Here is an 18,481-nt window from a genome sequence, read left to right on the forward strand (position 1 = left end):
AGGAGACTTCAGATGAAACGATTCGCGGTGGCTTTGGCCAGCGTACTTGGGCTGGCAGCCGGTAACGCCCTGGCCTGGAGCAATCACAGCTTTGCCGCCTACCGCACTTTTGAAAATATGCCCGAAGTGGCGAAGGCAGCGGTGGTCACGGTCGAGCCGCTGGAAGCCTTCCTGAAGGCGCAGGAGAAATCCATTGAAACCCTGCTGCTCAGCCAGGAAACCTGGGCACAAACCCACTTGGACGTCTACCCACCCCGTCCGGCAGCACTGGTTTTCAGGGCCAACCCAACGCGAACCGACGAGGCCCGGCGACTGGCATTTCTGATGGCTTTGCGGGTGGCGCCCAACAGCAAATTGGCACTCTACATTCAACCCGATCCCTGGAGCCCGCGCCCGGACGCTGCCACGCTGCTGGCACACGCTAGCGTCAACACGCTGCCCGAGCAACCCAACTCAAACTACCGTTTTGTCGGCATCAAGGCGGGCGACAAGGTCTCGCCACTGAGCGTGCTGGCCTCGGCCACCGATGAGCCGGACTATGGTTTGGACATCAATCTGTGGGCCGACAGCCCGTCGGACTGGGGCAAGGTCTACGGCTTTGGCGCCTTGCCGTTTGGCAACCCCGCGCTGTACTTCTCGACCCAGGCGCCGTTTCACATGGGCTTCTACCACGAAGACCGCGTTATTTACCTGGCGGCGCCCTTTATCAAGAAGACTTTTCCTCTGCTTCGTATCCACCAGTACAGCAGCCTGGCCGCGCTGGCTTTCCGAACCAGCCACCCTTACTGGGGCTGGCGCTTCACCGGGCTGGCGCTGCACTATGTGCAGGATCTGACCCAACCGTATCACGCCAGCCTGTCGCCCGGCAATTCATCCCTGAAACTGATCGGCATCAACCTGCTGGCGATGGCCGGGCTGCCCAAAATGAAAGACGAAATGATTGTGCTGCTGTCCAATCGCCATCTCGCGCTGGAAAAATACCAGAATCAGCTCATTTATAACGCCTCGCTGGCCAGGCAGGAGACCAGCATCGAAAAGTCACTGCGCAACAGCGACAAAGACGCCAGCTACCCGGCCTGGTCCGACCTGTATGCACGCGATGTCGTGAGTCGCCAGTCTCATGCCCTTGGTACCCGGCTGACCGACACTCTTGTCAACACCCTGCCACCTGGCTATGTTTCCGACCCGTCATTTGATTTCGGCGTGAAGGAATCGGGTATCGATCTGGTGGCTGAACTGAGCCAGCAAGATGCCGCCAAACGGGCCGGGTTGGACCATGTCACGACCGAACTGATGGGTAATTTTGGCGCCCACAGCCGCAACATGGTGCGCGGCGTGCTGAAAGCCAGCGCGACACCGTAATCAGGCCCAGATGACCGAACGCATCGAGATCGATGCAGCCTGAAAACTGGTATTGAAAAACTGCGGCGTTTCGCTGGCATCGACCGCCCCGGCCGCATAAAGCAGGGGCAAAAAATGCTCATGTGTGGGATGTGACTGTTTTGCAACCGCCCCGAGCGTCTGGAAATTCTGTAGCGCGTCCAGATTCCCGTTCTGCAGATAGTCGGCAATGGTTTGGTCGAATTCAAGCGCCCAGTCATACGCCTGGTCCGGCCCGGCTCCCATCTGCAGGGTGCGCAAGTTGTGCACCATATTGCCGCTGCCCACAATCAGCACACCAAGCTCGCGCAAACCTTTGAGCTGCTGGCCCAGCGCATAGTGCTCTGCAGGGGGGCGGCTGTAATCCATGCTGAGTTGAATGACCGGCACATCGGCAGCAGGAAACATCGGCTTGAGCACGGACCATGCGCCATGGTCAAGGCCCCATTCCTGAAAATCGAGTGATAAGGGCTTGGCGCTGCCCGGCTGACGCAGGCCCTGACTGATTTCCTGCGCGGCTTGCGGAAAACCCGGAGCCGGGTACTGCTGATCGAAAAGCGCTGGCGGGAAACCGCCAAAATCGTGAATCGTTTTGGGCTGTGTCATGGCGGTCAGCCACCAGCCGTTTGTGAGCCAATGGGCAGAGATACACAAAATGAGCTGTGGCATGGGCCACTGCGCACCAAATTTGGCCCCCAGCGATTGCCAGCTGCGACGATAGTCGTTGTCTTCAATGGCATTCATGGGGCTGCCATGGCCCAGAAAAATAACCGGCATTTTTCTCGTTTTTTTCAGCGCCTGGACAGAGCCGAAGGCGCTAGCATTTGACATGACAGTCATCAAATCTCCAAAAATTATCGGCACCAGTGGCGCCATCGCACAAGCGGCCAAAACCCTATGCCTTGCGACGCAAGCAGTGTCCTTGATTTTCCTTTATAAAGAGCCTATCAAGCGAAAATTTTGACCGGTTTGAGTCTTGCAAAAACCTGACGGATGGCTGGGAAATTGGTGCTTTCACTCCTGCGCAATGCCCGTCAAAACTGTTATATTGCACTGCAACATTTCCTGAAAGTGAATTCATCGTGCTGTACAAAATCTACGAAACTCAACGCTCTTTGATGGAGCCTTTCTCCGACTTGGCGCACTCTGCTTCCAAGGTCTACGGTAATCCGCTGTCCATGTTCGGGCAAAACCCGTTTGCCCAGCGTATTTCTGCTGGCTACGATTTGATGCATCGTTTGGGCAAAGATTACGAAAAACCGGAATTTGGCCTGCGCACGGTCGATGTCGACGGGGTCGAGGTCGCCATTCACGAGCGCGTAGAGATTGACAAGCCCTTTTGCGAATTGCGCCGCTTCAAACGGTTCACCGATGACCAGACCACACTCGGAAAGCTCAAAGGGCAGCCCGCTGTGCTGATCGTGGCGCCCCTGTCCGGTCACTACGCGACGCTGCTGCGCGATACCGTCAAGACCATGCTCAAAGATCACAAGGTCTACATCACGGACTGGAAGAATGCGCGCCTGGTTCCCCTGTCAGAAGGTGAATTTCATCTGGACGACTATGTGAACTATGTACAGGAGTTCATCCGGCATTTGCAGGGCATTTACGGTAATTGCCATGTGGTGAGCGTGTGCCAGCCCACGGTGCCGGTGTTGGCCGCGGTTTCCCTGATGGCCAGTCGTGGTGAGTTGACACCCTTGAGCATGACCATGATGGGCGGGCCCATTGATGCCCGCAAATCGCCCACGGCCGTGAACAACCTGGCGATGAACAAGAGTTTTGAGTGGTTTGAGAACAACGTGATTTACCGCGTTCCCACCAACTTTGCCGGTGCTGGTCGGCGGGTCTACCCCGGTTTCCTGCAGCATTCGGGCTTTGTGGCCATGAATCCGAGCAACCATGCCAAGAGCCATTACGACTACTTCAAGGACCTGATCAAGGGCGACGACGCGAGCACCGAAGCGCACCGCAAGTTCTATGACGAGTACAACGCCGTGCTGGACATGGACGCCAACTACTACCTGGAAACCATCCGGGTCGTTTTTCAGGAGTTCTGCCTGCTCAACGGCACCTGGAATATCAAGGGCGTGGACGGAAAAATTGAACCGGTCCGCCCGCAAGACATTACCACCACCGCCTTGTTCTCGGTTGAAGGTGAGCTTGACGACATCTCCGGCTCAGGCCAGACCGAGGCCGTGCACAGTATCTGCAGTGGTGTTCCCAAGTCGGAGCAAAAACACCTGGAGGTCAAGGGCGCCGGACACTTTGGCATCTTCAGCGGCCGACGCTGGCGCGAGATGGTGTACCCAGCGGTCAAATCGTTCATCCTCAGTCACCAACCGGTAGCCGCAAAACCGGCACCGGTTGTCGATCCGGTTACCCCTGTGAAAATTGAGAAAAAACCATCGGCAGCCCCCGTCAAACGGGAAGAAGTAGCTACTAAAAATGTAGCAAGCAAGTCTCTGCGCAAAAAGTAATGACCACGTTAGCCGCCCAAATCCTGGCGGTGTTACCCCAGACGCAGTGCACCCGCTGCGGCTACCGGGACTGCGCCGCCTACGCGCAGGCGGTGTCTACAGGCGCAGCGGGCATCAACCAATGCCCGCCCGGCGGCGAGCAAGGCATTGCATGGCTGGCGACCATCACCGGCCAAGCAGTTCGAGCGCTGAATCCGGTCCATGGCGCGGAGACACCGCGCAGCGTTGCGTTCATCGATGAAGACTGGTGCATCGGCTGCACACTGTGCATCGAGGCTTGTCCCACCGACGCCATTTTGGGCAGCAACAAGTTGATGCACACGGTCATCGAGGCCTACTGCACCGGTTGTGAGTTGTGCCTGCCGGTCTGCCCGGTGGACTGCATCAAACTGGAGAACGTGACAAAGGCAGCCACCGGCTGGGCGGCCTGGTCACGACAGCAGGCGGATTTAGCCCAGATTCGCTATAAATTAAATAGCAACAGACGTAGCAAGGACGGCGGCTTTAGGCTTGAAAAGCCTGAAGAAAAAAGTCGCATGACAGCAGCTCCGACCGGTCCTTCATTGCACACTGACGTCGCCATCCAGCAACAAAAAAGCGCTGCCATTGAAGCGGCCTTGGCCCGCGCACGGGTGAAACGTGACACTGCAACAAGCGCTGCGTCAGCCCATCCCTCTGAGCCATTGCACCCGCTTTAGCCGACCACCAGGTTTCGATAGACGCCGCAGCCAACGTACAAACCATCCACCATCTGCACATAAGACATCTTGGTCTGCACGCGTCCGGTGGTGGGGTTATTGATGTCGTATTCAACCCAGCCGGGCTCGCGCCGGGCTTGCACAATGATGTCATCGACCAGCCCCTGGCCGTCAATGCCGGGGATGTCCTGTACCCGCGTCCCCACTTTGGCCGGGTTACCCCCAAACGAGAGATAGGTTCCCTCGTCATCCAGCACAAAGACATACATATCCCGGTCATAAAACCCTTGCGCTGGGTCAGTCACATCACGCACAAAGGCCTGGACCGAGGCGCTGCGTCGGCGTTGTGCAACAGCCCGATTCACCAGCTCGACGGCCTCTTCTGCGGAGCCCTGTTGCAACTTGAACAGTGCCACCGCATCCACCAGCGTTGAGGCGCGGTTTTCCAGATCGGTGGCTTGCGACACCGCTTGCTCCACCATCTGGGCATTGCGCTGCGTGATTTCATCAAGTTGACGCACTGCCGACGTGATTTCGGTCAGGCCGGCACTTTGCTCGGCGCTGGACGTTGATATCTGTCCCATATTGACGGCAACATCACGAATGCCCGACACAATCTGCGTGATGTTGCCCCCCGCGGACCTGATGCTCTGCACGCTGGCGGCCACCTGGGCCGATGAGGCGCCGATGAGTTGCCGAATCTCTTTGGCCGATTCAGCCGAACGCTGGGCCAGCAACCGGACCTCACTGGCGACCACCGCAAACCCACGACCCGACTCCCCGGCGCGCGCTGCCTCCACGGCCGCATTGAGCGCCAGAATATTGGTTTGAAACGCCAGCCCGTCAATCACGCTGACAATCTCATCCATGCGTTTGGCACTGCTCTGGATGGCTTCCACGGAGGCGATGGACTGCGCCATGGTGCTGGCCCCCTGATCGGCAAGATCGCGCACACCGGCAGCTTGTGCGTTGGCCTGACCCGCCGTTTGGGCATTCTCTTGCACAGTCGACGACAACTGCTCCACACTGGCTGCCGTTTGTTCCAGATTGGCGGCTTGTTGCTCAGTCCGGTCGGCTAACTCCCGGTTGCTGCTTGCCAGGCTTTTACCGGCATAGGCGACAAAGGCCGAGTTGCTCCGCACATTGGCGACCATCGCCGACACGGTTGAGCCCATTTTGCTGACTGCCGACGCCAGGTCCGCGAGTTCATCACGACCGCGAGGCACAACATTCAAACGCAAATCACCGCGCAACATCTGCGCCATGGCTTGCGCCACCTGCGCCAGGTCCAGAGCAAAACTGCGGTAAATGGCCAGCAAAACATACAAGGACACGATCAAGCATGCAGCGCTCAGCCAAGCTATCCACGCGGCACCATAGCCAGCAGGCTCAGTCAGAAAATAATGCACCAACATCAGAATCGGCGGCGTCATCAAGACGACTGCAAGCAACGATAACTTGGTCACGATGCGCACGCGGCGCATCAGCAACAGGCCAGGAGTCAGCAGGCTTGCGAAAATCATGAATTTGTGTCTCTCATAGTTATCAGTACTCTTTGGCACTTGCTGTTATTTGATGGCGGTAGTATGACGTGAAGCTTACCCCCTAAAAAACAGAACGCCCCGCGTTCGCTAACGAATGCGGGGCTAAAAAGCTTGCCAACGGTTCAAACCGCTGGTCTTGCTAAATTACGCGTCTGAGCGCGAGAAAAAGGCTCAAGGGCGAATGGTGATCTCATTCTTGACCAACTTCACGCCGTTGACGCCACGCGCAATATTCTCTGCAGCACTCTTTTCCGTGAGACTCTTGGCGAAACCGGACAACATGACGGTGCCATTCAGGGTTTCAACGCTGATGGACGCGGCGCTAACCACTTTGCTTTCGACGAAACGCGACTTGATGAGCGTGGTGATACCGGTATCGTCAACATAAGCGCCAACAGTTTCCTGTCCGCGTTGAACGGCGCAGCCAGGCGCAGTCAGTAAAACAACGGCGGCAATGGCGGCGGCGAGGGTGGTGCGAATGAACATAATGAATCTCCAGTTAAAGTTGATGTGTGATTGGATGGCTGAACTTTAGAACCACTGGCGTTGCGCAGCCATCAGCCTCAACCGCCTGTACCTGTAGGACGACACCGTTCGCTGACGTCAGAGAAGTCAGTCATTGCGCTGGACTCACACCGCGACTGGCCCGAATCACGATATCACCGCCTGTCTGCAACCGGCCAAGCCATGATCTGGTGGCACGCGCAACAGGTGCGCAAGAACAGCTACCCCAATGTCAAGGATTGGCCTTGTTGGTCAAATGGAATCAGCGTTCCAAGGTTGCCCGCCTTAATGGCTTCAACCATGCGCTGCAAGGGCATTTCAGCCGCCGAACTGCTTGGCACCAGCCCACCATTGCCGGACATGGCGGTTGCGAAGACGACGTGCCACTCTTGCCCAAACTGGCGTGACTCTTCAGCCAGGTCGGCAAAGGTACGCAACTCATCGGGTGTCTTGTCCACACACATGATGGGCACCAGCGCACCGCCCTGCCCGTCCTTGAACCGCTCACGCTGCGCCAACGTGGCATCGGCAGGCAAGTCAGCGCGGGTAAACACAAAGAGCAAGCGTTGTGGTTCGGTCTGCTGGCGTGCCGCCTGTAGCAAATCATCAAAACTGGAAATATTCATGCTTGGGACTTTCTTGATTGCATAGCGCTCAAGTGTCAGGTCAAACGCTCATTTGTGGTACATTGACCCTATGAAAAAAATGTTGCTAGCCCTGCTACTACTGCCCGACGGGCGGAGACGGTAGCGTACGCACGCACCCAAACCAAAAGCCCGTATGCATCCGCAACGGGCTTTTGGTTTTTTTACCCCGGCATTTTTGATTGCGGATATTGTTGAACACAGGAGAAACCAGATGGCCGACCAATTGATTATTTTTGACACCACGTTGCGTGACGGCGAGCAGTCACCCGGCGCATCCATGAACAAAGACGAGAAGCTGCGCATCGCGCGCCAGCTGGAACGCCTGAAAGTGGATGTCATCGAAGCGGGTTTTGCGGCCAGCTCCAACGGCGATTTCGAAGCCGTGCAAGGCATTGCCAGGGCCATCAAGGACTCCACCATTTGCTCGCTGTCACGCGCCAATGACCGCGACATTTCACGCGCCGCCGAAGCGCTCAAAGGCGCCAACCGCAGCCGTATCCATACTTTTATTGCCACCTCGGCGCTGCATATGGAGAAGAAACTGCGCATGACACCCGATCAGGTGTTTGAGCAGGCCAAACTTGCAGTGCGCTTTGCGCGCAATCTGGTAGCCGATGTGGAATTCAGTCCCGAAGACGCCTACCGCAGCGATGAGGATTTTTTATGTCGTGTCATCGAGGCCGCAATCAACGAGGGTGCCACCACCATCAATGTGCCCGACACCGTCGGTTACGCCATTCCTGAACTCTATGGCACTTTCATCAAGACGCTGCGCGAGCGCGTCCCTAATTCAGACAAAGCCATCTGGTCGGTCCATTGTCACAACGATCTTGGCATGGCGGTCGCAAACTCACTGGCGGGCGTCAAAATTGGTGGCGCCCGTCAGGTCGAATGCACCATCAATGGTCTCGGTGAACGGGCTGGCAATTGCAGCCTGGAAGAGGTTGTGATGGCGGTCAAGACACGACGCGATTATTTCGGCCTTGACGTCGACATCGAGACTCAACACATTTTGGCCGCCAGTCGCATGGTCAGCCAAATCACTGGCTTTGTGGTTCAACCCAACAAGGCGATCGTTGGGGCCAATGCGTTTGCCCACGCTGCGGGCATTCACCAGGACGGCGTGCTCAAGGCGCGCGACACGTATGAAATCATGCGCGCCGAAGATGTCGGCTGGAGCGCCAATAAAATTGTGCTGAGCAAAGTCAGTGGCCGCAATGCCTTCAAGCAACGCTTGCAGGATTTGGGGGCGCAGATGGAAAGTGAATCTGATGTCAACGCCGCATTCGCCAGATTCAAGGAATTGGCAGATCGCAAGAGCGAGATTTTTGATGAAGACATCCTGGCACTTGTCGGCAGCGAAAGTGTGGCTCGCGAGAAGGAACAATACAGTTTTGTCTCATTGTCGCAACACAGCGAAACAGGAGAACGCCCCCAAGCCAGTATTGTTTTTACCGCCGACGGCAAGGAAGTGAAAAGTTCATCCGATGGGGACGGTCCGGTAGATGCATCACTCAAAGCAATCGAGGCACAGGTCAAGAGTGGCGCCGAAATGGTGCTCTACTCAGTCAACGCCATCAGCGGTTCGACCGAGAGCCAGGGCGAAGTGACCGTGCGCTTGCAACACGGCGGCCGCGTGGTCAACGGCGTCGGGGCCGACCCCGACATCATTGTTGCCTCCGCCAAAGCCTATCTGAGTGCGCTCAGCAAACTGCACAGCAAAGCTGATCGGGTGGCCGCGCAAGGGTAGCATCCGAGAAAATTGCTTGCTTCGCTGGTAATTGTTTAAGAAAGTCGTGCAAGTATTTGATATTGTGCGACTTTTTTGTTTAAACTTGTGTCTTTGAGAAATAGGTCTGGAATTGGGTGCAAAACCCATTTTTGACGGATTCCATTTGGAGACATTGTGCGCAAACTACTATTTTTCTTTGGCCTGACGCTTTTTATTGCTGCTGTCTCACTGCCGCAAGCGCAGGCCGGTCAGAAAAAACATCCGCTTGCCAAGTCCTCCAAGAGCACCGTCGTTGCGAAACGAAAAGTTACCAGGGTCTTTGTTGTCGGAAAACACGCGTCGCTCGCCCGTGCAAAAGAGGTTTCCCTGAAGCCATCGTTTGGACAAATTGCAGGATTGCACGGTGCATCTGACACCCTTGATCTGAAATCCAGCGTGGCACTGGTCATCGACCAGGAGACCAATGAAGTATTGTTCAGCAAAAATGAACAGGCGGTCTTGCCGATTGCGTCTCTCACCAAGCTCATGACCGGACTGGTCCTGCAGGAGGCCCACCTGCCCACGGACCAGATGATCACCATTTCTCAAGACGACGTGGACACCGAAAAAGGCAGTACGTCACGACTTAAAGTGGGAACAACATTGAACCGAGGTGAACTCTTGCATCTGGCGTTGATGTCAAGTGAGAACCGTGCGGCGCATGCACTGGCCCGCAGTTATCCAGGCGGCTTACCTGTGTTTGTTGGCCTGATGAATGCCAAGGCCCAATTGATCGGCATGACCGACACCCACTATGTCGAACCGACTGGACTCTCCAGCAAGAACCAGTCCAGTGCCCGTGATTTGGCCAAGTTGGTCAACGTTGCGCATGGCGACCCGATCTTGCGTGAATTGACCACCTCGCCGGATTACCAGGTGGCTGTCGGCAACCGAACACTGCAATACAACAACACAAACCGACTGGTCAAGAATCCTTCTTGGGACATCGGCCTGCAAAAGACAGGCTACATCTCTGAGGCTGGTCGGTGTCTTGTGATGCAAACCAAAATCGCCGGCCGCAAGTTGATCATGGTGTTTCTGGATTCAGCCGGAAAATTAACCCGTATCGCCGATGCCGAGCGGGTTCGCCGCTGGGTAGAGTCCAAGCCTGCCATCAGGTCCAACTCGGTACCGTTAGCTAGCGCCGCTGGTGAAAAAATCGCTACCTTTCAATAGCCGCTCAGGCGTCAAACACTCTTGGCTTCAGGTTTAAAACCCAACGTCGTTGAGATTTCATGGGTGGTCGCCTGAAGCTTGGGCAGCCACTCGTCTTCCAGACGACCTGCCGGGGCAGAAATTGACAAGCCCGCCACCAGCGTGCCTTGATCATCGTAAATGCCAGAAGCCATGCAACGAACGCCAAGTTCAAGCTCCTCGTTGTCATGTGCATAGCCATACTGGCGCACTTTCGAGAGTTCCTTCTCCAACCCTGACAGTTCGGTCAAGCTGTTTTTGGTGTGACCGCTCAAGCCTGTGCGTGTGGCGTACGCCCGGACCCGTTGTGGATCATCCGTCGCCAGAAACAATTTTCCGACCGACGTCAGGTGCAGCGGAGCGCGCCCGCCGATGGCGCGAACGACCTGCATGCCCGAGCGCTCGCTGAAAGCTCGTTCAATATAAATGATCTCGTCACCCTGACGCATACTCAGGTTGACAGGTTGCTGAATCAATTTATGCAATCGCCGCATCGGCACCAGCGCTGCGTCACGCACGTTGAGGCGGTTCTTAACCAGATTGCCCAGTTCAAGCAGGCGCATGCCCAGTCGGTAACTGCCGGGCTGTGACCGATCCACAAAACGACCGGTGGCAAGGTCATTTAACAAGCGGTGGGTGGTTGAGGGGTGCAGACCAGTTTTCTCACTAATCTCTTTCAGGGAAATCGATTCTTTTCTTGACGCCAGAACATCCATCAAGGTAAACATGCGCTCAATCACCTGAACGGTTGGGGTACTGGGAATGCTGCTCTCAATCTTTCGCATAATTACTCCTGAATGACTGCCGCCATTTTATCTTGTGAAATAGATAACAAGGGTAAACCCTTTTGCAGGGAGCTTTGACTCAGGACAATTGGGATGCCGGCATGGACGGGTAATCCGCACGCCAGTTTCCTGACACAAGAAACTCCAGCGGTCTGAACCTTGTCTTGTAGTTCATTTTTTGGCTGTCCTTGATCCAGAAACCCAAGTAAACATAGGCGAGCCCCAATTTTTTGGCTTCGGCAATTTGCCAAAGAACGCCATAAGTGCCCAGACTGCCACTGCTCTCGGGCTCGTAAAAGGTATAAACCGCCGACAGGCCATCATCGAGCACATCGAGAATTGACACCAATTTCAACGGACCCGGTTCACCATCAGCCAGCGTTTCCCGGAACTCAATCAATCGCGAATTGACCCGGCTCTGCAATAAAAACTGCGTGTATTGATCGACGCTGTCATGGTCCATGCCCCCACCGGCATGTCGCGTATTTTGATAGCGAAGATACAGGTCATAGTGTTCTTGCACAAAAGAAGGTTTGAGCACCCTCGCTTGCAGAGTGGAATGGCGCGACCACGCGCGGCGCTGACTTCTATCGGGTTGAAATTCCGCGACAAGAACCCGCACCGGTGTGCAAGCACAGCAGCCATCACAATAGGGTCGATACGTAAAAAGACCACTGCGTCTAAATCCCTGTCGGACCAACTCAGCGTAAATGACGCCATTCACCAAATGGCTGGGCGCTGCCACTTGCGAGCGGGCCTGCTGCCCGGGCAAATAGCTGCACGGATAGCTGGAGGTGGCATAAAACTGCAGCGCGTTCAGCGGAAGTTCCTTCAGTTGCATCACATTGCCTTCACGTTGACATTGACTCTGGGGTCAGCAGCTGTTGCCAGAACCGGCGGTCAAATTCCCAAGCTGGTCCTGCTTCGGCAAGCCCAGCAGCCAGGCCCTTCAAAAACAGATCGCGCGAAATTTCACCCGCTCCCAACGAGGCAAGGTGGGGCGTGTTTTGCTGGCAATCAATCTGCTTGACGCCATGGTGACGACAAAATCCGATCAACGCGGCCAGGGCAATTTTGGAGGCGTCACTGACGCGGCTGAACATGGATTCACCGAACACGGCTTTGCCTAGCGCCACGCAGTACAAGCCCCCAGCCAGCTCGCCATTGACCCAGGTTTCCACACTGTGGGCTAACCCAACGCGGTGCAGCTCGCCATAGGCGGCCCTCATGTCAGGCACGATCCAGGTGCCGGATTGGCCAATACGCGCACTGCTGGCGCAGGCTTCAATGACTTGTTCAAAAGCCGAGTCGATCCGAATTTCACAACCCGGCGTCTGGCAGAACTGCCGGATCTTCTTCTTGAAGGATGGGCGCAAACGAAAATTGGCGACTTGCAGCACCATTCTTGGATTGGGGCTCCACCACAACGTGGGCTGCCCCTCGCTGTACCAGGGAAAAATGCCTTGGCTATAGGCGCGACGCAAAGTCTCAACATCCAGCACGCCACCTGCAGCCAGCAGTCCCGGCGCGGGAGAATTCTCATCCCACGCCTGACTGGTTGGCGGGAAGTCCTGGTTTGGATCCAGCCATGGCAGCGGTGGCGGTTGAGAGGACATTATTAGATGTTAACCCCGGATTCAGTGCAGCAACCCGCTACAATCCCACCTCGTCGGGGCGTAGCGCAGCCTGGTAGCGCATCTGGTTTGGGACCAGAGGGTCGAAGGTTCGAATCCTTTCGCCCCGACCAATATTAAAAAAGGGGTTAGCAGGGTTTTACCTGCTAACCCTTTTCAATTTGTTGCTCAATCTACGAGACCTGAAGGCTAAATCCGCCCTTGGGCTTAAAGACGCCGCAACCAAGCAGTCGTCCATCTGGCAAGGGCAGGATATAAGAGGTTTTCTCATCCACCATGCCGGTCACCGGATTCACCACCTCGTAGTCAATCCAGTCACCGCCACGCTCAGCGGCGTCAAAGCCTTCGCGCAAAATATGATCGCCGTCGAGTCCCCGGACGTCATACACCGTCTTGCCCACCCGGTCCGGCGTGGACCCAAACACCTGATAAACGCCCCGGCGGTCGAATGCAAAGAGGTACAAGTCCCGATCGCGAAAACCACCGTGCGGGTCATGAAAGCGCGCGGCAGCGTTTGAAAGGCCAATCTGGCTGATCAGATCAAAGCCTCGCTTGACCAGCGCATGGGCTTCATCCGCAGTGCCGCGACGCAGTTTGATGGCCGCAACCGCTTCGCTGAGATTAGAGGCCCGGTCACGCAAGCCAACCGTTGCCTGCAAGGCCTGGTCCACCATGGCCCCGTTGCGCTGTGTGATGTTGTCAAGTTCCTTGACCGCCTGCGCAATCTCAGACAGGGCTGTGCTTTGCTCGTTGCTGGCCGCTGTGATGCCATCCAGACCTTCAGCCACCTCTTGAATGCCCCTGACCACGGTACGCAGGCTGCCGGTGACAGCCTCGATGCGGGTGACACCTACGCTGACCTGATCACCCGAGCGCGCAATCAGGGCGCGTATTTCGCGCGCCGAGGTGGCACTGCGCTGCGCCAGTGTGCGCACCTCGCTTGCCACCACGGCAAAACCACGCCCCAAGTCACCGGCGCGCGCGGCTTCCACAGCCGCATTGAGTGCCAGGATATTGGTCTGGAAGGCGATGCCATCAATCACCCCAATGATCTCGCCCATACGCTTGGATCCGTCCTGAATCTCGCCAATGGCGTGCACCGCCACATCCATCGCCTGCGCGCCGGCTTCGGCCTCGTCGCGCACGCGCCGGGTCAGGGCATCCACCTCCTTGGAATGCCGCGCCGTGGCCTGTGCCGACTCATTCAAGCCAAGAATGCTGGCACTGGCCTGCTCCAGGCTGGCAGCCTGCGCCTCAGTGCGCTGCGAAAGATCCCCCATGCCGCTCGCCAGCAATTCACCCGCCTGCGCCACATGTACGGCCTGGTTGCGAATGGTGCCGACCAAACCAGAAAAGTTCTCGCTCATGGATTCGAGATGGCGACCCGCTTGCGACAACTCATCGTGCCCCGGCACCACCACGCTGTGCGACAGGTCGCCTCGTGCGCTGCTGCGCACGACGCACGTCAGGACGTCCACAGCCAGCGTGAGGCTTTGATAAAAAGCCGCAGACAAGTAAAGCACCAAAAGAAATCCCAGCAACCCAAGAACCATGGCAAGGCTGACGCCAGACTGCTGCGCATAAGACTGATAACCCAACAGCAGACCCAAGATCAGCAAGGGCAGCAGCAGCAACAAAGCCATCAGCCACAGCCGCACACGCAGACTCAAGCGCTGCAACAAAGCCACCCCGGGACGAAGAAGTGAATTCGATAAAGACATACAAAACCCTGGTTTGGTCGCTACCTCAATGATGCAATTTCATGCGCTCATGATAAGTAACCGGCCCGGCAACACCGAACGGGTTTTCCCTCGGTTCGTGCCCAAGCTGGCCACCCGGTCAGAAACCTGTAAGCCAACACTGGACACCGCTGGCGCGCCCATACTTTCGATGCCCGCGTGTTTGTATTCAAGTTGAACATCGGCAATCGCCCTTACCATTCAGGCATCCCGAAAGAAAATCTCATGCCCATCATTACCAATATCGAAGACCTGCGCGTTCTGGCGCAACAGCGCGTTCCGCGCATGTTCTACGACTACGCCGACTCCGGGTCATGGACCGAGTCGACCTACCGCGCCAACGAAGCCGATTTCCAGCCCATCAAATTCCGCCAGCGCGTCGCCATCAGCATGGACAACCGCAGCACGCGCAGCACCATGATCGGGCAGGACGTGGCAATGCCGGTGGCGCTGGCGCCAGTTGGCCTCACCGGCATGCAGCACGCCGACGGCGAGATTCTGGCGGCGCGCGCCGCCAAGGCCTTCGGTGTGCCATTCACGCTCTCCACGATGAGCATCTGCTCGATCGAGGACGTGGCCGCCGGCACCGGCAACCATCCGTTCTGGTTTCAGGTCTACGTGATCCGGGACCGCGGCTTCATCGAACGCCTGATCGAGCGCGCCCGCGCCGCCAACTGCTCGGCGCTGGTGCTGACACTGGACCTGCAGATCATCGGCCAGCGCCACAAGGACTTGAAGAACGGCTTGAGCGCGCCGCCCAAGCTGACACTGCCCAACATCATCAACATGATGAGCAAGCCGCGCTGGGGCATCGGCATGCTGGGCACCCGGCGGCGAGGCTTCGGCAATATCGTGGGCCATGTCGGCGGCGTCGAAGACATGGGTTCGCTGTCGGAATGGTCGAGCAAGCAATTCGACCCGACGCTGAACTGGAACGATGTCGAATGGATCAAGAAGCGCTGGGGCGGCAAGCTGATTCTCAAGGGCATCCAGGACCCAGAAGATGCGCGCCTGGCGGTCAACGCAGGGGCTGACGCACTGATCGTCTCCAACCACGGTGGCCGCCAACTCGACGGCGCGGAAAGCAGCATCCGCGCCCTGCCCCGCATCGTCGAGGCCGTGGGCAAGGACATTGAAATTCACATGGACGGCGGCGTGCGTAGCGGACAAGACGTGCTCAAAGCCCGTGCCCTGGGTGCGCGCGGCGTCTACATCGGCCGTGCCTTCATTTACGGTCTGGGTGCGATGGGTGAAGCGGGCGTCAGCAAAGCGCTCGAAATCATCCACAAAGAACTGGACCTGACCATGGCGTTTTGCGGCCGCACCGACATCAACACCGTGGACCAGAGCATTCTGTTGCCTGGAACCTACTCCCCCAACTGATTAGAGACTCTGCGTCACCAGTTTGAAATCAGCATCCTCCGGGAACGGCTTGATCACAAACCCCAGGCCTTTCATCAGTTTGAGCATGGTCGGATTTTTTGCCAGCACCAGGCCCTCGATCTCGGACAGGCCCTTGTCGCGGGCCACGTCCATGACCGACAGCATCAGGCGCGATCCCAGTCCTTGACCCTTGAAGTCATCGGACACCACCAAAGAAAATTCGCAGGTGGTGCGATCCGGGTTGGTGATGTAGCGCGACACGCCCACGATGCGCGGCACCTCGCTGACTTCGCCGCCAGCACCAACGCGGCGCTCCCGGTACACCGCCACCAACGCCATTTCACGGTCGTAGTCGATCAGCGTAAAACGCGACAGCATGGTCGCTGGCAACTCCTGCATGGAGGACACAAAGCGGAAATAGCGGCTCTCGGGCGAGAGCTTGCGCACAAACTCCTGCAACATGCTGGCGTCATCCGGGTGCACCGGGCGCACTGTGTAATCGCCACCGCCCTTGAGCGGCCACACTTGTTCGTAACGCGACGGATACGGCAGGATCGCCAGGTGGTTGTAGTGACGCGCTGAGGGTGGTGTGTTGTCGATCACGATGCGCGCATCCACCGCCACGGCGCCGGTCTCGTCCACGATGATGGGGTTGATGTCCATCTCGCGCAATTGCGGCAGCTCGCACACCATCTCGGACACCCGCAGCAATATCTGCTCCAGTGCCTCCATATTGACCGGTGCTGCGCCGCGCCAGTCACCGAGCGTCTCGGCCACGCGGGCGCGCTCAATCAGTCGGCGCGCCAAAAATTGATTCAGCGGCGGCAACTCCATGACGCGGTCATTGATCAGTTCGATCATGGTGCCACCCGAACCAAACGCGATCACCGGGCCAAACGGATCATCGGTGACCATCCCCACATAGACCTCACGACCGCGCTGCTGGCTCGACATGTTCTGGATCGTGACGCCATTGATGCGCGCTTCTGGCTGCAGCCTGGTCACCGTCTCCATCATGTCGACATAGGTATCGCGCACGCCCACGGCATTGAGAATATTCAGCGCCACGCCCTGCACATCCGATTTGTGACTGATATCGGGCGAGTCAATTTTGAGGGCCACCGGAAAACCCAGTTGGGTCGCGATCATGATCGCCTCGTTGACGCTGCGCGCCAGGATGGTTCGTGTCACCGGAATATGAAACGCCGCCAGCAGCGACTTCGACTCCATCTCGGTGAGCACCTTGCGCCGTTCGGCCAGCACACTCTCAATCAACAAGCGGGCACCCTCCACGTCGGGCTTGGCCAGGTCGGACATGGGCGGCGGCGTCTGCTGCAGCAACTGCTGGTTCTGGTAAAAGGCCGCGATATTGCCAAAAGCGCCCACGGCAGCCTCCGGCGTGCGAAAGGTCGGGATTGCCGCATCGCTCAGGATGCGCCGTGCGTCCCCCACGGTCGCATCCCCCATTAAGCAGGTGAACAGCGGCTTGCCGAGCTGCTTGTTGGCATCAGCCAGCGCCGTGGCAATCGTTGCACTGTCAACGTCAACCTTGGGTGAAAAGATCGCCAACACGCCATCAATCTGCGGTGCTTTGGCCGCCGCTTGCACAGCTGTCTTGAAGTGCTCGGGGCCGGCTTCTTCCGAAATATCGATCAAATCACACAGCGACGCCAGTGGCGGCAATTGAGGCTGGAGCGCTCGCGCCTGCTCAGGGGTGAGGCTGCCCAACAGCAGGTTGATTTCACTCACCCAGTCGGCTGCCAGCACACCGGGGCCGCCGCCATTGGTCACGATTGACAGGCGGCGCCCAACCGGGCGATAGCGCGAGGCCAGACACTTGGCCGCCGAGAACAGCGCCACAAACGAGCGCACCCGCACCGCGCCAGCCCGGCGCAAGGCGGCGTCAAACACATCGTCGCTGCCGACAATCGCGCCCGAGTGGGTGAGTGCGGCCCGGTTACCTGCGGCTTTGCGACCGCCCTTGAGCACCACCACCGGTTTGGCATTGGCAGCCGCACGCAGGGCGCTCATGAAACGGCGCGCGCTGCTGATGCCCTCCAGATAGACGACGATGCTGTGGGTGTGGGCGTCGGAGGCCAGAAAATCGAGCACCTGGGCCATGTCCACGGCGGTATTGGGGCCCAGCGACACGACGGTGGAAAACCCCACGCCATTTTTTTGCGCCCAGTCGAGAATAGAAGACGTCAATGCGCCTGATTGCGACACCAGCGCCAGCGGCCCGGGTGCGCTCAAAACACCCGCCACACTGGCATTGAGCAGCAGGTGCGGGCGCTGAAAACCGAGGCAATTTGGCCCCAACAGATGCATGCCGTCACGGCGCGCGATTTTGTTCAGCTCGGCGGCCAGCGCGGCGTCAATCCCGCTGGAGATCACCAGGGCGGCACGGCATTTGATGCGACCGGCAATCTCCAGGGCGGCGGCCACCTCGGCCGCCGGCAAGGCAATGATCGCCAGATCCGCCTCGGTGTGCGCCAGATCGGCCAGGGTGCCGCTGACGTTGATATCCAGAAACACCAGTGTGCCGGCAAAGCGCTGCGCCCGCAAAGCGCGGTTCAAAGCCTGCGCCTGCGGCGTCTGGGTCGATGGATCGTCGGCCTTGCCAATAAAGACAGCAATCGAACTCGGCGAAAAAAGAGGCGTGAGAAAGTGCTTGTCCATACCGATTCCAATAAAAGTTAGCTGCTGCGCCGCAGCATAGCCA

General features: G+C 57.7%; 16 protein-coding genes and 1 tRNA gene. 8 read left to right on the forward strand and 9 right to left on the reverse strand.

What is annotated here, in order from left to right; all coding sequences use genetic code 11:
• The first annotated feature begins 12 nt into the window (after positions 1-12).
• Positions 13-1,362 (forward strand): hypothetical protein, encoded by a 1,350-nt coding sequence (locus RFER_RS11795; RefSeq protein WP_011464623.1) that lies wholly within the window; start codon positions 13-15, stop codon positions 1,360-1,362.
• On the opposite strand, the gene ygiD is transcribed toward RFER_RS11795, so the two are convergent.
• Positions 1,363-2,220, reverse strand: coding sequence for a 4,5-DOPA dioxygenase extradiol (gene ygiD, locus RFER_RS11800; protein WP_011464624.1), 858 nt, complete (start codon positions 2,218-2,220; stop codon positions 1,363-1,365).
• Here ygiD and RFER_RS24905 point away from each other — a divergent pair.
• The 3 genes from RFER_RS24905 (at position 2,210) to RFER_RS11810 (ending at position 4,558) form a co-directional block, all read left to right on the forward strand.
• Positions 2,210-2,344: a hypothetical protein gene (locus RFER_RS24905; RefSeq protein WP_279587669.1), complete on the forward strand. Its 135-nt coding sequence runs from the start codon at positions 2,210-2,212 to the stop codon at positions 2,342-2,344. The genes ygiD and RFER_RS24905 overlap by 11 nt on opposite strands.
• A 118-nt stretch (positions 2,345-2,462) precedes the next feature.
• Positions 2,463-3,860 (forward strand): polyhydroxyalkanoate depolymerase, encoded by a 1,398-nt coding sequence (locus RFER_RS11805; protein WP_011464625.1) that lies wholly within the window; start codon positions 2,463-2,465, stop codon positions 3,858-3,860.
• Positions 3,860-4,558, forward strand: a complete 699-nt coding sequence (locus RFER_RS11810; protein ID WP_011464626.1) for an RnfABCDGE type electron transport complex subunit B — start codon at positions 3,860-3,862, stop codon at positions 4,556-4,558. Before RFER_RS11805 ends, RFER_RS11810 begins: the two co-directional genes overlap by 1 nt.
• On the opposite strand, the gene RFER_RS11815 is transcribed toward RFER_RS11810, so the two are convergent.
• The 3 genes from RFER_RS11815 to RFER_RS11825 form a co-directional block, all read right to left on the reverse strand.
• Complete coding sequence (locus tag RFER_RS11815) at positions 4,555-6,081, reverse strand: methyl-accepting chemotaxis protein (RefSeq protein ID WP_011464627.1); 1,527 nt, start codon at positions 6,079-6,081, stop codon at positions 4,555-4,557. The two genes, RFER_RS11810 and RFER_RS11815, sit on opposite strands and share 4 nt — an antisense overlap.
• Positions 6,082-6,273: 192 nt before the next feature.
• Positions 6,274-6,588 carry a BON domain-containing protein gene (locus RFER_RS11820; protein ID WP_011464628.1) on the reverse strand — a complete coding sequence of 105 codons (315 nt, stop codon included), beginning with the start codon at positions 6,586-6,588 and terminating at the stop codon, positions 6,274-6,276.
• 239 nt (positions 6,589-6,827) lie between these two features.
• Positions 6,828-7,232 (reverse strand): hypothetical protein, encoded by a 405-nt coding sequence (locus RFER_RS11825; protein WP_011464629.1) that lies wholly within the window; start codon positions 7,230-7,232, stop codon positions 6,828-6,830.
• Positions 7,233-7,464: 232 nt separating this feature from the next.
• On the opposite strand from RFER_RS11825, the gene RFER_RS11830 reads away from it, so the two are divergent.
• Positions 7,465-9,003, forward strand: coding sequence for a 2-isopropylmalate synthase (locus RFER_RS11830; protein WP_011464630.1), 1,539 nt, complete (start codon positions 7,465-7,467; stop codon positions 9,001-9,003).
• A gap of 156 nt (positions 9,004-9,159) precedes the next feature.
• Positions 9,160-10,200, forward strand: a complete 1,041-nt coding sequence (gene pbpG / locus RFER_RS11835) for a D-alanyl-D-alanine endopeptidase (protein WP_011464631.1) — start codon at positions 9,160-9,162, stop codon at positions 10,198-10,200.
• 11 nt (positions 10,201-10,211) lie between these two features.
• Here pbpG and RFER_RS11840 read toward each other — a convergent pair whose 3' ends face one another.
• From RFER_RS11840 to aat, 3 genes are all read right to left on the reverse strand, one after another.
• Complete coding sequence (locus tag RFER_RS11840; RefSeq protein WP_011464632.1) at positions 10,212-11,003, reverse strand: IclR family transcriptional regulator; 792 nt, start codon at positions 11,001-11,003, stop codon at positions 10,212-10,214.
• Between the two features lie 79 nt (positions 11,004-11,082).
• Positions 11,083-11,844, reverse strand: a complete 762-nt coding sequence (locus tag RFER_RS11845) for an arginyltransferase (protein WP_011464633.1) — start codon at positions 11,842-11,844, stop codon at positions 11,083-11,085.
• 10 nt (positions 11,845-11,854) lie between these two features.
• A complete protein-coding gene (aat, locus tag RFER_RS11850) occupies positions 11,855-12,619 on the reverse strand; it encodes a leucyl/phenylalanyl-tRNA--protein transferase (protein WP_011464634.1) in 765 nt (254 codons plus the stop codon).
• A 54-nt stretch (positions 12,620-12,673) separates the two neighbouring features.
• Here aat and RFER_RS11855 point away from each other — a divergent pair.
• Positions 12,674-12,750, forward strand: a tRNA-Pro gene (locus RFER_RS11855).
• A 60-nt stretch (positions 12,751-12,810) separates the two neighbouring features.
• Here RFER_RS11855 and RFER_RS11860 read toward each other — a convergent pair.
• Positions 12,811-14,358: a methyl-accepting chemotaxis protein gene (locus RFER_RS11860; protein ID WP_011464635.1), complete on the reverse strand. Its 1,548-nt coding sequence runs from the start codon at positions 14,356-14,358 to the stop codon at positions 12,811-12,813.
• A 243-nt stretch (positions 14,359-14,601) separates the two neighbouring features.
• Here RFER_RS11860 and RFER_RS11865 point away from each other — a divergent pair, with 243 nt between their 5' ends.
• Positions 14,602-15,759 (forward strand): alpha-hydroxy acid oxidase, encoded by a 1,158-nt coding sequence (locus RFER_RS11865; protein ID WP_011464636.1) that lies wholly within the window; start codon positions 14,602-14,604, stop codon positions 15,757-15,759.
• Here the strand turns inward: RFER_RS11865 and RFER_RS11870 are convergent, their stop codons facing one another.
• Complete coding sequence (locus RFER_RS11870) at positions 15,760-18,438, reverse strand: bifunctional acetate--CoA ligase family protein/GNAT family N-acetyltransferase (protein ID WP_011464637.1); 2,679 nt, start codon at positions 18,436-18,438, stop codon at positions 15,760-15,762.
• Positions 18,439-18,481: the final 43 nt, after the last annotated feature.

It is taken from the genome of Rhodoferax ferrireducens T118 (genome assembly GCF_000013605.1).
Lineage (GTDB): Bacteria > Pseudomonadota > Gammaproteobacteria > Burkholderiales > Burkholderiaceae_C > Rhodoferax > Rhodoferax ferrireducens.

Bases quoted from the DNA above. Each gene is read 5' to 3' on its own strand.
- RFER_RS11810 (WP_011464626.1), top strand. From the start codon at position 3,860: ATGACCACGTTAGCCGCCCAAATCCTGGCGGTGTTACCCCAGACGCAG.
- ygiD (WP_011464624.1), bottom strand. From the start codon at position 2,220: ATGACTGTCATGTCAAATGCTAGCGCCTTCGGCTCTGTCCAGGCGCTG.
- RFER_RS11865 (WP_011464636.1), top strand. From the start codon at position 14,602: ATGCCCATCATTACCAATATCGAAGACCTGCGCGTTCTGGCGCAACAG.
- RFER_RS11870 (WP_011464637.1), bottom strand. From the start codon at position 18,438: ATGGACAAGCACTTTCTCACGCCTCTTTTTTCGCCGAGTTCGATTGCT.
- RFER_RS11825 (WP_011464629.1), bottom strand. From the start codon at position 7,232: ATGAATATTTCCAGTTTTGATGATTTGCTACAGGCGGCACGCCAGCAG.
- RFER_RS11820 (WP_011464628.1), bottom strand. From the start codon at position 6,588: ATGTTCATTCGCACCACCCTCGCCGCCGCCATTGCCGCCGTTGTTTTA.
- RFER_RS11815 (WP_011464627.1), bottom strand. From the start codon at position 6,081: ATGATTTTCGCAAGCCTGCTGACTCCTGGCCTGTTGCTGATGCGCCGC.
- RFER_RS11840 (WP_011464632.1), bottom strand. From the start codon at position 11,003: ATGCGAAAGATTGAGAGCAGCATTCCCAGTACCCCAACCGTTCAGGTG.
- aat (WP_011464634.1), bottom strand. From the start codon at position 12,619: ATGTCCTCTCAACCGCCACCGCTGCCATGGCTGGATCCAAACCAGGAC.
- RFER_RS11845 (WP_011464633.1), bottom strand. From the start codon at position 11,844: ATGCAACTGAAGGAACTTCCGCTGAACGCGCTGCAGTTTTATGCCACC.
- RFER_RS11795 (WP_011464623.1), top strand. From the start codon at position 13: ATGAAACGATTCGCGGTGGCTTTGGCCAGCGTACTTGGGCTGGCAGCC.
- RFER_RS11860 (WP_011464635.1), bottom strand. From the start codon at position 14,358: ATGTCTTTATCGAATTCACTTCTTCGTCCCGGGGTGGCTTTGTTGCAG.
- RFER_RS24905 (WP_279587669.1), top strand. From the start codon at position 2,210: ATGACAGTCATCAAATCTCCAAAAATTATCGGCACCAGTGGCGCCATC.
- RFER_RS11830 (WP_011464630.1), top strand. From the start codon at position 7,465: ATGGCCGACCAATTGATTATTTTTGACACCACGTTGCGTGACGGCGAG.